General features: G+C 41.8%; 12 protein-coding genes. 6 read left to right on the forward strand and 6 right to left on the reverse strand.

Going from position 1 to position 13,662, the window contains the following annotated elements; genetic code table 11:
* Positions 1 to 200: 200 nt before the first annotated feature.
* Both rplI and I8752_RS11355 read left to right on the forward strand, forming a co-directional pair.
* Positions 201 to 659 (forward strand): 50S ribosomal protein L9, encoded by a 459-nt coding sequence (gene rplI, locus I8752_RS11350; protein ID WP_214432420.1) that lies wholly within the window; start codon positions 201 to 203, stop codon positions 657 to 659.
* 91 nt (positions 660 to 750) lie between these two features.
* Positions 751 to 3,393 (forward strand): replicative DNA helicase, encoded by a 2,643-nt coding sequence (locus I8752_RS11355; RefSeq protein WP_214432421.1) that lies wholly within the window; start codon positions 751 to 753, stop codon positions 3,391 to 3,393.
* Positions 3,394 to 3,656: 263 nt separating this feature from the next.
* Here the strand turns inward: I8752_RS11355 and I8752_RS11360 are convergent, their stop codons facing one another.
* Positions 3,657 to 4,955, reverse strand: coding sequence for a glycosyltransferase family 4 protein (locus I8752_RS11360; protein ID WP_214432422.1), 1,299 nt, complete (start codon positions 4,953 to 4,955; stop codon positions 3,657 to 3,659).
* A 287-nt stretch (positions 4,956 to 5,242) separates the two neighbouring features.
* Here I8752_RS11360 and I8752_RS11365 point away from each other — a divergent pair, with 287 nt between their 5' ends.
* The gene (locus I8752_RS11365) at positions 5,243 to 5,701 is read left to right on the forward strand and encodes a hypothetical protein (RefSeq protein WP_214432423.1); all 459 of its coding nucleotides are present in this window, start codon (positions 5,243 to 5,245) and stop codon (positions 5,699 to 5,701) included.
* A gap of 7 nt (positions 5,702 to 5,708) precedes the next feature.
* Here I8752_RS11365 and I8752_RS11370 read toward each other — a convergent pair whose 3' ends face one another.
* On the reverse strand, positions 5,709 to 6,917 hold the full coding sequence (locus I8752_RS11370; protein WP_214432424.1) for a NupC/NupG family nucleoside CNT transporter: 1,209 nt from the start codon (positions 6,915 to 6,917) through the stop codon (positions 5,709 to 5,711).
* Positions 6,918 to 7,146: 229 nt separating this feature from the next.
* Between I8752_RS11370 and I8752_RS11375 the strand changes: the two genes are divergently transcribed.
* Positions 7,147 to 7,410: a peptidase gene (locus I8752_RS11375; protein ID WP_214432425.1), complete on the forward strand. Its 264-nt coding sequence runs from the start codon at positions 7,147 to 7,149 to the stop codon at positions 7,408 to 7,410.
* A gap of 43 nt (positions 7,411 to 7,453) precedes the next feature.
* Here I8752_RS11375 and I8752_RS11380 read toward each other — a convergent pair whose 3' ends face one another.
* Positions 7,454 to 8,230 (reverse strand): hypothetical protein, encoded by a 777-nt coding sequence (locus tag I8752_RS11380; protein ID WP_214432426.1) that lies wholly within the window; start codon positions 8,228 to 8,230, stop codon positions 7,454 to 7,456.
* 101 nt (positions 8,231 to 8,331) lie between these two features.
* Positions 8,332 to 9,753 carry an amidohydrolase gene (locus I8752_RS11385; protein WP_214432427.1) on the reverse strand — a complete coding sequence of 474 codons (1,422 nt, stop codon included), beginning with the start codon at positions 9,751 to 9,753 and terminating at the stop codon, positions 8,332 to 8,334.
* Positions 9,754 to 9,836: 83 nt separating this feature from the next.
* Here I8752_RS11385 and I8752_RS11390 point away from each other — a divergent pair, with 83 nt between their 5' ends.
* Positions 9,837 to 10,616 (forward strand): cysteine hydrolase family protein, encoded by a 780-nt coding sequence (locus I8752_RS11390; protein WP_214432428.1) that lies wholly within the window; start codon positions 9,837 to 9,839, stop codon positions 10,614 to 10,616.
* A gap of 131 nt (positions 10,617 to 10,747) precedes the next feature.
* Positions 10,748 to 11,203, forward strand: a complete 456-nt coding sequence (locus tag I8752_RS11395) for a cupin domain-containing protein (protein ID WP_214432429.1) — start codon at positions 10,748 to 10,750, stop codon at positions 11,201 to 11,203.
* 97 nt (positions 11,204 to 11,300) lie between these two features.
* On the opposite strand, the gene I8752_RS11400 is transcribed toward I8752_RS11395, so the two are convergent.
* The gene (locus I8752_RS11400) at positions 11,301 to 12,704 is read right to left on the reverse strand and encodes a ferredoxin:protochlorophyllide reductase (ATP-dependent) subunit N (protein ID WP_214432430.1); all 1,404 of its coding nucleotides are present in this window, start codon (positions 12,702 to 12,704) and stop codon (positions 11,301 to 11,303) included.
* Between the two features lie 215 nt (positions 12,705 to 12,919).
* Positions 12,920 to 13,660, reverse strand: a complete 741-nt coding sequence (locus I8752_RS11405; RefSeq protein ID WP_214432431.1) for a DUF5331 domain-containing protein — start codon at positions 13,658 to 13,660, stop codon at positions 12,920 to 12,922.
* Positions 13,661 to 13,662 lie beyond the last annotated feature (2 nt).

Here is a 13,662-nt window from a genome sequence, read left to right on the forward strand (position 1 = left end):
GCGTCCCCGCGTCCCCGCGTCCCCGCGTCTCCCCATCTCCCTCATATTTTTCTCAGGGCTAATAGTTGCGATCGCCCCCTGCCTTTCGCTAGGATCTGTAAGCTTTAGGGTATAGGCAAAGCTACTTGGGATACTACATATATGTGAGCTATCCTGCCCAAACCTAAGTTAATGAGATTTTACAGGAAAAACGAAAAACAATGGTGAAACGCGTGCAGTTAGTATTGAATCAAGATGTCAGCAAGCTGGGAAAATCCGGCGACTTAGTGGATGTAGCTCCCGGCTATGCTCGTAATTATTTGATTCCCCAGAATTTGGCAACTCATGCCACTCCCGGTATTCTCAAGCAAGTAGAACGTCGCCGCGAGCAAGAGCGTCAACGGCAGTTAGAACTCAAACAACAAGCTTTAGAACAAAAAGCAGCTTTAGAAGGAGTTGGTAGCTTGAAAATTGCCAAGCAAGTTGGTGAAAACGAAGCAATTTTCGGTACTGTCACCAATCAAGAAGTCGCGGATGCAATTCAGGCTGCTACCAGTCAAGAAGTCGATCGTCGTGGTATTACCATCCCCGATATTGGCAAACTCGGTACTTATAAAGCCGAAATTAAGCTACATTCGGAAGTAACCGCACAAATTGATATTGAAGTTGTAGCTAATTAATTGTTAATTAAAAATTAAAAATTAAAAATGAGTCAAGTAGTTTTTAATTTTTAATTTTTAATTTGAGCTGCTGGTAAATCTGAAATCGCTTATGGCTGAAGAATTAAGTTTTCAAGGAGATGGTAGCGATCGCCTACCACCCCAAAATATCGAAGCAGAAGAAGCGATTTTGGGGGGAATTTTACTAGATCCAGAAGCGATTGGTCGAGTTAGCGATCGCTTGGTTACTGAAGCTTTTTACATTAGCGCTCACAAAGATATCTATCAAGCTGCACTACGCCTCCACGCTCAAGGTAAACCCACAGACTTACTCGCGGTTACAAGTTGGCTGGCTGATAACGATATGTTAACCCGCATCGGTGGGAGAAATAAATTAGCCACCTTAGTAGATCGCACAGTGTCAGCCGTTAATATTGATGCCTTAGCAGGGTTAGTAATGGAAAAATACCTGCGACGACAGTTAATTAAAGCTGGTAATGAAATTGTGCATCTCGGTTACGAGACAGAATCTGAGTTACCCCAAGTCCTGGATAAAGCAGAACAGAAAGTCTTTAGCGTCACTCAAGAGCGACCGCAATCAGGTTTAGTTCACATTTCTGATACCCTAATTAATAATTTTCAAGATATTGAAGATCGAAATCAAGGTATCGCTTTACCTGGTATTCCCTGCGGATTTTACGATTTAGATGCCATGACTAGTGGCTTTCAGCGTTCTGATTTAATTATTGTCGCTGGCAGACCTTCAATGGGGAAAACGGCCTTCTGCCTCAACCTTGCTCATAATATCGCCGCTTCTTATAAATTACCTGTTGCTGTTTTCAGTTTGGAAATGTCCAAAGAGCAGTTGACACAGCGTCTATTAGCTAGTGAGGCGCAAATTGAAAGTGGTTATCTGCGGAGTGGTCGCCTCAGTCAAACACAGTGGGAACCTTTAAGCCGCGCTATTGGTATCCTCTCAGAAATGCCAATTTATATTGACGATACGCCGAATATTACAGTCACCCAAATGCGTAGTCAGGCAAGGCGGCTGCAAGCAGAACAGGGAATGGAATTAGGGTTGATTGTCATAGATTACTTGCAATTAATGGAAGGAGCTGGCGATAACCGCGTACAGGAATTGTCAAAAATTACGCGTCAACTCAAAGGTCTAGCCCGTGAATTATCTGTGCCAGTGATTGCCTTATCTCAGTTGAGTCGAGGTGTAGAAGCACGTACCAACAAGCGCCCGATGTTATCTGATTTGAGAGAATCGGGTTGTTTGACAGGTGATAGCTTAGTAACATTGGCAGATAATGGCTCTCAAGTGCCAATTAAGAAATTAGTAGGCAAATCTGGTTTTGCCGTTTGGGCGCTGAACGAAGCCAAAATGCAGCTAGAAAAAGCAGTTGTCAGCAATGCTTTTTGTACAGGTATAAAACCCGTCTTTTCGTTAAAAACTCGTCTAGGGCGTACAATTCGAGCCACCGGAAATCACAAGTTTTTAACAATTCACGGCTGGCGACGACTTGATGAGTTAGAAATAGGCGATCGCCTTGCTTTACCTAGATACTTACAAAGCTCTTCTATGAAGACTATGAGCAATGCTGAAATCGCCTTGCTAGGACATTTGATAGGAGATGGCTGTACTTTACCTCGGCACGTTATTCAATACACTACAAGAGAAAAAGATTTAGCTGATACGGTGGCATATTTAGCAACTGAATCTTTTGCAGGTTCGGTAATTCCCCGTATTAGCCAGGAGCGTGACTGGTATCAAGTCTATCTTACAGCGAGATATCGTTTAACACAAACGGTCAGAAATCCTATAGCTGAATGGCTAGATTCTCTTAATATTTTTGGTTTGAGATCGTATGAAAAATTTATTCCCAACCAAATTTTTGAGCAACCCCAAGAATCTATAGCCCTTTTCTTACGGCATCTCTGGAGTACTGACGGTTGCATTCAATCTACCAAAAGTAAATACCTTTATCCAGTAGTCTATTATACTTCCAGTAGTGAAAAATTGGCTAGAGGTGTCCAGTCACTTTTACTGAGGCTTAATATTAATGCCAAATTATCTGTAGTTTCTCAAGGGAGTAAAGGACGGGATCAATATCAAGTTTGGGTGACTGGTAAATATGATTTAGAAAAGTTTATTGAGATAATTGGTGCAGTAGGTAGTTATAAACAGCAAGCTATCGAAGAAATTTTCAAATATACTCAAGTACGTTCTGCTAATACTAATAGAGATATAATACCTTATGATATATGGAAACTTTATGCTGTTCCATCAATGCAGCAGCATGGGATAACTATACGCCAGATGCAGACTTTACTTGGTGTAGCTCATTGTGGTACAACACTTTATAAACAGAATGTAAGTAGAGAAAGAGCTTTAAGACTAGCTACTGTTGTCAAATCTGAGAAAATAACGTTTTTAGCTAAAAGCGATGTTTACTGGGATGAAATTGTTTCTATAGACGCTGACGGGGAAGAAGAAGTTTACGATTTAACTGTTGCTAATTTACACAATTTTATTGCTAACAACATCATAGTTCACAACTCTATTGAACAAGATGCGGATTTGGTAATCATGTTGTACCGAGATGAATATTACAATCCTGACAGTCCCGATCGCGGTATTGCAGAAGCAATAGTAGCTAAACATCGTAACGGTCCTACAGGTATCGTCAAACTTTTGTTCGACCCCCAATTTACAAAGTTTAAGAATTTAGCCAGACCGGGCAATTATTGATATCAAACTAGTAGCACTACCCTCTTGCAAAAGTGCTTTTTGCACTCTTGTGGTCAAAGGGACTCATCTTTCTTGGGGAAAGGAAAAATACCAAACCTTTCCCCCTCCCCCGACTTCTGCAAGAGGTCTATTAAAAAACGCTTGCAGTAACATAGTTAAAACTTTGATACTATAAGCGTTTAATGTAGTGATGCTGTATCTATTTGTTACTAAGTGTTTGTGGATACTATCTTTATAGGTAGCTCCATAGTAAATCCCGCTGTTTAAGCACTAACAGCAGATGCAGCAACTTTAGTACTAACAACAGATGCAGGAACTTTAACAGGTTGTTGCAGCAGATCGATATAAAGGTCGCTTAGTTGTGAAGCAACACCATCCCAACTAAACTTAGTTCTCACGCGATGTTTAGCTGCTTCGCCTAATTTATTTCTCCAAGTCGGGTTAGAGATAATTTGGTCAATTGCAGCAGCAAAGGCAACTTCATCCTTTGCTGGAGCAAGTAATCCAGTTTCTCCAGGAACAACAGTAAATTGTAGACCGCCCACATCACTAGCTACTACTGGGGTTCCACTCGCCATAGCTTCAATTGCCACCAACCCAAAGGGTTCGTAGTGACTGGGAACTACGCAGACATCAGCTGCGGCATAGTAAGTCGGCAGTATCTCATGATCGAGGTTGCCAGGAAAACTGGTAAATGAACTCATTCCTAGTTCGTTAACAATGCTTTCGATGCGATCGCGTTCTAGTCCGTCACTTTGACCTGGACGACTACCACCGCCAATAATCAGTTTCAAAGGAGTTTTGCCACGCAATTGCGACTGACTTACAGCCCGTACAAGAGTTTCAATACCCTTGCGTTGGTCAAATCTTCCTACGTAAAAAATTACTTTTGTTTCAGGGTCTATTCCTAACTGTTGTCTGGCTTCTTCTCGCTCAACTGAGCCAAATCTTTCAACATCAGTACCACAAGGAATAATATCAATGTTGCCCTTAGAAGACACAAGCGCTCGCATGTGTTCTTTTTCTTGAGGGCTAGTTGCCACAATTGTTTCGGCTGTTTCTAAAACAGCTTTTTCAACTCCTAAACGTGTTTTGGAAATTAAAGGAATTGTGCTTATTGACTTGTATTTTACTGCTCCGAGAGAGTGGTAGGTATGAACTTGCTTAGTACCTTGAATTTTATTGAGTTCCATTCCCACCCAACTAGAGATCCAGTAGTTTGTGTGTACTATTTGGTATTGAATACCCGATTGCTTCTGAAACTTTAGAAATTGCTCGACAAACTCTGGAGCATACCCAAAAATATTGTCTCTAGGCACAAACTCGGCAGGCCCCGCAGTTAACCTAATTGTACGACAATTCTCTGCATGTTCAACTACTGTCGCTTGTTCGCTACTCGCTCTGCGAGTAAACATATCTACTTTCCAACCTTGTTTGGCTAGGGCTTCACCTACTTGCCGCACGTAAACATTTTGTCCCCCAGCTTCTTCTTTACCAATTTCAATTGCCGGATCGCCGTGGACGGAAATCAGAGCGATGTGTTTTTGAATTGCAGATTTCATAACAATGTCTGAAAGGGCTAAAATTAAATTAAAGATGAGATGCAACAGAAGTTAACGCCATCGGCTACCTCAATGCAGCCCAAAAACCGTTAACATTAATGTAAATGAAGTTATAGTTAGTGGAATCTGTTGTAAGAAAGACTTTGACTCAGCAAACCTTCATTCCAAAGAATTACATTTAGCCTAATAAGCATTTTTTCTGATCTTCCACCTCTAGCCAAAGGAGAGGTTATTAACCTATTAGCTAAAATATAACGGTAAATCTAAGTAGTCTGGGATTCTGACAAGTGCGAAAACAAGTATTCTATCTCTTATTTGTACTGAGCTTAGTTGGCGTTCTGGGCTTTTCTTACGTATCAGATATTATAGAGCGATCGCCTACAGTCAGTTGCCGCCGCTGGGGATTTATTTCTCCAAAAGTAGAAAAATACTATTCTTCTCCTGAAAAAATAGTAGTCGAGCCTTGGCGAGGTCGGCATAACGTCTACGGTATTTTTATGATTCCAGATGGATACCGTAGCGATCATTTTGTCACCTTAAAAATACCAGGCGAGAAAACTCACTGCGGACTGCTTCTGGGTGTCAATAGCTTTAATGAGGGAATTCATGCCAAGCCTGGATATTACCTGTTGCGGGGATACTTTAACACGCGAGTTGCTGTTGAGTTAATTCTTAAAGGCAAAGGAGATCAGTTAAAACAACCTCTTAACTGGAGATTAGGTTACGCTCAACTAAAACAAAAATAATCCTGTTTTACACAAGCATCCCAGCAATACAAGCAGTGATAAAACTCGCAAGTAATCCACCAATCATTGCCCTGACACCCATACGAGCTAAGTCTTGCTGGCGTTGCGGAGCCATTCCTGTAATCCCACCAATCATAATTCCAATCGAACCGATATTGGCAAAATTACACAGTGCGTAAGTAGCAATAATTATGGCACGCTGAGAAATTTTGCCACTCTCAATTAGTGTTTTCAAATCTAAGAAAGCGATAAACTCATTGAGAATTGTTTTTGTACCCAACAACGCCCCTACTTGCCTGCAATCATTCCAAGGTACTCCCATCAAAAATGCTACGGGAGCCATAACAAAAGATAATATCCATTGTAATGATAGCTGCTCTAAACCAACACGCGCTCCTAACCATCCCAACAGTGCATTCACAGCAGCCAACAACCCCAAAAAGGCAATGATTGTTACGCCGACATTAACTGCGAGTTTCACACCGTCAATTGCCCCGCTAGTAGCAGCATCGATCGCATTCACGTAACTGGTTTCTATATCCATATTGGCTTTACCAGTCGTTTCTGAAATCTCCGTTTCCGGGTACATCAGTTTTGATACTACCAATGATGTGGGAGCAGTCATAAAGAAAGCTGCAATCAAGTGTTCTGGGGGAATACCAAAAGAAAGATACGCCCCCAGAACTCCACCTGCAATAGTGGCAAAACCTCCAGTCATCAAAGCATGGAGTTCCGATTGCGTCATATTCGCTACATAAGGTTTGACCATCAGCGCCGACTCTGTTGGCCCCAAAAAGATGTTACCCGCACAAGATAAAGATTCAGAACCTGATGTTTTCATCGTTGCAATCATTACCCAAGCTACTGCATTCACTACTCTTTGCAATATGCCGTAGTAATACAAGACGCTAATGAAAGCGGAGAAAAAGATAATTGTGGGCAGCACTTGGAAGGCAAATAAATGCTCCTTAAAATTATCTCCAAAAACAAATTTGGCCCCCACATCAGAGAATGCCAAAAAATTGCTGATAATATTACCCAAAGACTTAAAGGCATTTAGACCCCAAGGGGTTTTCAGAATTATTAACGCAAATACAAACTCTAGTCCTAAACCCCACGCCACCGTCCGCCACCGCACCGCATGACGCTGAATAGATAGGGCGTAGGAGATGCCGATGAAAACTATTATTCCTAATGCGGAAATGGCACGTTCCATGTTTACTTCCCAAAAAAAGATTACCGCTAAGACATTTTGTGACAAAGCATACACAAAAATCTGCCTTTGTGGTTAGTTTCTAGGATTTTGAGATGGCGATGATTTAGCGATCGCCTAACAAATTATCGGAGAAAAACATGGTAGTATCGTGGAGCTAAATTCTATACTAAGACAAAGCTCAGGGTTAGCGATTTAGAAGAACCTGAAGTTACTTTTTCAGAGATTATTTATGAATCGGATGTTTCGACGGTATCATCGTCAAATTGCGATCGTGCTATGTCTGCCTTTATTTTTAACAGTGTTAACTGGTATGGGCTACACTATCGCCCATGAATGGTTACATCAAAATGAGTTTGGCGAATTTCTCCTCGGACTGCATACGCTGGAAATTTTGCATCTAGAGGCAATTTATCCAATTTTGAATGGCTTGGGCTTAATTGGCTTATTAATTACTGGTCTAAGTATGACAGGCTTATTTCGCACACGAGCTTAACAATATCAGCTAGGTTGCGCGCAACATTAACAACAACCTACCTTTAACGTATGAACCAGTCGTACAAAATAGCTGGTAAAGGAATAACCCACCACCATTTATTCAAAAATTGAGCTATTTGTTTTTTCCAGTCAGTGTTGACTTCTGGCTCGAACGACTGCAAATTAAACTTGGCTTTATACCCTTGGTATATACCGTATTGATTTGTACTCCAGACTTGTTCTCCCATTTTAATAGTAAATGGATAATATAACGGCGTATCTGAGTTGTTACAAAAATCACTCATAAGTTGCTGTAGAAATTTACTTAGCTTTCTAGCTCTTTCGGTATCCCGCATTACAGCTTTAACAGGTCTAACAGGTTTGCCTTCGGAGTTGGAGAATGTATTGACCATATCTAGGCATAGCACAACATCAATGTGAACTAAACCTCCTAACATTTTCCTGTTACTTGCATCTATAAGAGACAGAACAGATAAATCATCTTCGATCAAATTTTCCAGAATCACTAAGCCTAAAGCATCGGTACAACCAAGAGCTTTTTTGCTCTCTTCAATCTGTCCATTAGCTTTGCTTAATGCCTTGTTGATTGAGTTGTAAAAATCACGTTGAAAGTTCTGTTTTGAGATATTACTTTTACGGGCTAGTTTCTCAACCTGATGCTGAACTTTGATATTCTGAATATCTTTGACTTCACAAACAACTTGACTGTCGAATAGTAAAAAATCTGATCGATCAATCCCATGTGAAAAATAGCTATCGTACTGTTTGCCATCTAAATTAATGGCTTGCCCATAGACTTCTAAGAACTCTCGCATCATCCGTATTGCAAAATGGCACTTTTACAGATTATAAAGTTAATTTTTGGATATTTTACTCTAAAATTAAGGATTTACTAATCTTGACTTTGCATATAACTATTTTACAACCCCATAACCGTGCGATAATGAGCTTCAATTTGCGCGACTGTTTGAGACTTACGCGTTATTTCCCACTGACTGCGGTTAAATAATTCTTGCCGCAAATCATCAACATTAATTGTGGTAACTTTGCCATCAGCAATAATTTGCTTGCCATTCACCCAAGCACTATCAACAACATTGGTAGGACGACCTAAAACCAATAAACCAATGGGATCTGTACGAGGAAGTAATGATAAATTGGTGAGATCGTAAAGTACTAAATCAGCTTGTTTGCCTACTGTAAGAGAACCAAGTTTGTCTGCCAAATTCAGTCCTTTTGCGCCTCCCAAAGATGCCATTTCTACAGCTTGCCGGGGTGTAATCCAGTGTTGATAATCTGAGTCTGTAACGTTGTGCAAAATAGAACCAATTTTGATGGCTTCTAGCAAATCTTGGGAGTCATTGCTGGAAGCACCATCACAACCAAAAGTTACGTTGATCCCAGCTTGCCGATATTTTAAAATCGGGGCGATGCCACTGCCTAAACGCAAATTACTTAAGGGATTGTGAACGACTGTAGATTGAGTTTCTGCCACGATCGCAATATCAGCATCATTTAAATGGACGCAATGGGCTAGAGTTGTGCGATCGCTCAAATAACCTATCCTCTTCAAATGTTCCACAGCAGTACAACCGTATTTTTCTTGGGCGAGTTTTTCTTGCGCCCTAGTTTCTAGCAAGTGGGAGTGACGGCAAAGATTGTAGCGATCGCTTAATTCAATACATCCCTCAAATAAAGCATCAGTACACAACTGAATCCCTGTGGGTGCAACTAAAATATTTACACCCTCATCTGGGCGATGGAACTGTCTTACCGCCTCTTCGATGATTTCCAGGGTTGCCGCCGTTGAGCGAAAATAAGGCTCATGAGTTTGTGTTGATTCTCCTGACGGTATGCCGGCAGTTAGGGATTCATCTTGAATTAAGGGGGCGATAAAAGCGCGAATCCCCACTTCTTTGTAGGCGCGAACTGCGGTGGCGATCGTTTCAAACTCTTGTCCGGGAATTAATACCAGATGGTCTACCACACTCGTACCGCCGGAAAGAAGAGTTTCGACTGCTGTTCCCAAAGCGCTGAGATAAACCTTTTCAGTATCGATGGGGGCAAAATCATACAGTTCCGCCAGCCATAATTCTAAAGGAAAGGCTGACATGATTCCACGCTGCCACATTTCTGATGAGTGGGTATGAGCGTTGACAAAACCAGGCAGTAACAGCTTGTTTCTACCATCAAAGGTAGTACCGAAAACATCTAAGTCGGCTGCGTAAGCGCGAAGCGTGTCGTCAGAAATTGCTGCGATTTTACCGTCTATAACTTGTACATCTACGGTTGCATAAGCATCATGGGCAGCAATTAAAACATTTTCGATAGTAAAATTCACGATTTTAACCTTGATTAAGTAAACGAACGCTCAACAAGATTTCAAGTTACAAAATAAAAACAGGTGTTGGGTGTTGCAATTTTATGGATCTACCATTTCGGACATTGGGGGTTACACCAAATGCTTGGACTGTGAATCATGCGAGCGCAGATATCACTCGTCCTCAAAAAACCCCACAACCCGTTATCTTATCAACAGAAACTAAAACCCTGCGCCTAGACTTGGCAAAAGCTGCCATCCTCGTTATTGATATGCAAAACGACTTTTGTCACCCTGATGGCTGGTTAGCGCATATCGGCGTGGATGTCACTCCGGCGCGTCAACCCATTGAACCTTTAAACAGTTTACTACCAGAACTGCGTGCAGTTGGCGTTCCTGTAATTTGGGTAAATTGGGGAAATCGTCCCGACTTACTCAATATTAGTGCTGCTTCACATCACGTCTACAACCCCACAGGAGAGGGCGTAGGATTGGGCGATCCACTACCTAGTAATGGTGCTAAAGTACTCATGGCAGGGAGTTGGGCCGCAGCAGTAGTAGACGAACTACCACAATCACTAGAGGATATTTGCATTGATAAATACCGTATGAGTGGCTTTTGGGATACCCCTTTAGATAGTATCTTGCGAAATCTGGGAAGGACGACACTGTTTTTTACTGGTGTTAATGCCGATCAATGTGTAATGACTACGCTGTGTGATGCCAACTTCTTAGGATATGATTGCGTGTTAGTAAAAGACTGCACTGCTACAACTTCTCCTGAATACTGTTGGTTAGCAACTTTGTACAACGTCAAACAATGCTTCGGCTTTGTCACTAATTCACAAGCAATTTTAACAGCCTTGCAAAAGAGTGCTGAGTGAGGAGAAGTTAGGATAGTTGTTTATGCAAAACCTCTGACTTTATTGATTTAGACCTACAACTAACCATTCAAGATTCAAGACTATAAACTCAGGATCTCGATCGCTATCCACAATTTAAGAGGGTATAAAAAATGTACGCTACCCGTTGTGTAATTCCTGTTATCAAGTCTCCTAAAGATTACCAAGTATATCGCATTAGTCCCCACGATACTAATCGACTAGCGATTATCTTTGACTCAGTCAATGCGAATACTTCCTTAACTTGTTGCTTAGAAATTTTTGATGTTGGCGGGCAAACACCACCAAATCGACATCAGTGGGCAATAGAAATGTTTTTCGTTCTCAAAGGAGAAGGAGTAGCTATTTGTGACGGTAAGAATGTTTCAATTCAAGCGGGAGATAGTTTATTAGTGCCTCCTACTGGTACTCATTTGATTAAAAATACTGGTTCTACTCGCTTGTACACATTAACTATTATGGTTCCCAATGAAGACTTTTCTGAACTAATCCGTAGTGGTACTCGATTAGAGTTAGATGCAGAAGATATGGCAGTGTTAGGAAGATTAGATGCTTTAATGCCTTGTTAAGGCTATTTTCAGGTAAATAAACCACTATAGTAAGGGCGAACGGTTGTTCGCCCTTACTAGAATTTGTAGTTTAAATCAATGAAAACTGCTGTAACTTCTAAATCTTCGCTTCTTCCTTGACCAACTTATCCCAACCTAAATCTTTCAAGTTGTTATTGCGACGCAACGGACGAGTTACCAACTCTAGAATGTCACGCGCATTCGTAAAACCGTGAATCTGAGCAAAAGTGAACTCTACAGACCACTTGGTATTAATACCGCGCGCTTCCAAGGGGTTGGCATGAGCCATACCAGTAATTACTAAGTCTGGTTTCAACTCATAAATCCGCTGAATTTGATTGTAATTATCTGGCTTTTCCACAATTTTTGGCAGTGGTACGCCCATTTCCTGGCAAGTCTTCTCTAGCAATGCTAACTCAGCAGCTTGATAGCGCTTATCCATGTAGGGGATACCGATTTCGGGAACTGTCATCCCGCAGCGTACCAAGAACCGTGCTAAGGAGATTTCTAGCAAGTTATCACCCATGAAGAATACAGACTTGCCACGAATCAATTTTACGTAGTCTTCCAAACCTTCCCAGATTTGGGCTTCGCGCTCGTCCAAACCTTTGGGGGTAATGCCGAATACTGAGCAGATTTTTTCAATCCAAGCGCGCGTGCCATCTGGGCCGATGGGGAAGGGTGCACCAATTAATTTACATTTGCGACGACGCATCAAGGTGGTAGCAGTGCGACTCAGGAAGGGATTGACACCAGCGACATAATACCCTTCTTCTATTACTGGTAGTTCGGTGAAGCGCTTGGCAGGTAGCCAACCAGAAACTTTGATGCCTTGTTTTTTCAATTCCAAGGTTAACTGCGTCACAACGGGATCGGGAAGGGAACCGAAGAGAACTAGAGGGGGATGATCTACGTACTCAGATTCTTCTTGCACAACTTCTTCTTTCTTTTTACCGAAGTTGAGCAGTTTTTGAATGGCGTTGCGTTCGTTTTTGTCTGTTTCTGCCACAGGTGACTTATCGGGACAACGATTAGCCATTGCTGCTAATACGGTGTCTTCTCCTTGGGTAAAGGCGTAATCTAGACCGTTAGCACGAGCGACGACAATGGGAATGCCAATTTCTGATTCGAGTTTCGGTGCTAAACCTTCTAAGTCAGTTTTGATGATTTCGGTAGTGCAAGTCCCAATCCAGACAATAACACTAGGATTGCGATCGCGCTTAATTTGCAAACACAAGCGCTTTAACTCTTCGTAATCATTTAGCTGTGCCGAAATATCCCCTTCTTCCAACTCTGCCATGGCATAGCGGGGTTCAGCAAAAATCATTACTCCCATCGCGTTTTGCAGGAAGTAGCCACAAGTCTTAGTCCCGATCACCAAAAAGAAGCTATCTTCAATTTTTTGGTACAACCACGCCACGCAGCTAATTGGGCAAAAGGTGTGATAATTCCCAGTTTCACATTCAAAGTTTAAAGCTTCTGGTTGTTGAGCGACAGTCATTTTGGTTTTTTCTCCCCTTGATTTTTTAAGTTAGGAGTTAACAGTTACGAATTTAGTAATTAAAACTTATATTCTTAACTCAGCACTCAGCGAGAAGTTGCAAGGAGGGTCTCCCTCCGGGCAAACTTCGGTGACTCAGCAACGCCACTTGCTACAACGGAGGGAACCTCCGCAACGCAGTGGCTCCTCAGCACTCTAAACTCCTAACTTAGTAATTAAGCGTTGGGGAAGAGACGGGCAATCTCCGATTCATCAAAAACGCCAGCTGGTAGTTCTTCCCCTAAAAAATCGTTATTCTCTTCGCTTTTTTGCAAAGATGTTTCATCACCCCAGACATCTGACAACACTTCACTAAAAGCATTCTCATCTGTTGTATTCAACTCGCCGAGAATTTGCTCGTCTTGCTTTTCTTGTGGTGCATCAAAGGAAATATCGCCAAAATCATCTGCTGAGATATTGGATGCTTGCTGAGACTCATCTTCTAAGTTGTGTCCGTTGGATGAGGAAATATCACTCAGCCCATTTTGGCTTTCCTTGGGTGCGAACTCTTGAGCCATCAATCCTTCCCCAAAGCCATTTGCATGGGAAACCGCTAAAGTTTCATCTTCAGAGATTTCATCCCCAGTAATGGCTGACTCGTATCTAGCCATCTCTGGTTCTGATTGGGGAACAAAACGATTGCCAAGAGCAATGTCTGGGTCAAAATGCAAATCCAGCACCTCAATTAAAGTATCGGCATCGGGATTCAGCCGAGAAAAAGGCAACATTAATTGCGCTAACTTCGGTTCTAGCGCATTGACAACGCCCAGGATGAGGTAAGAAGATGGTCGCTTCCCGCCATCAGGAGTGTACACCGATTCCGCCTTCATGTGCAGGGTAATCCAGTCACGATTTACCTGGAAAAATTGCAACCACTTTTGTCTTATTGAGTCTGTAAAGCTATTAAAGAAAGCCATAT

The sequence above is a fragment of the Dendronalium phyllosphericum CENA369 genome (assembly GCF_016056275.1).
Taxonomy (GTDB): domain Bacteria; phylum Cyanobacteriota; class Cyanobacteriia; order Cyanobacteriales; family Nostocaceae; genus Dendronalium; species Dendronalium phyllosphericum.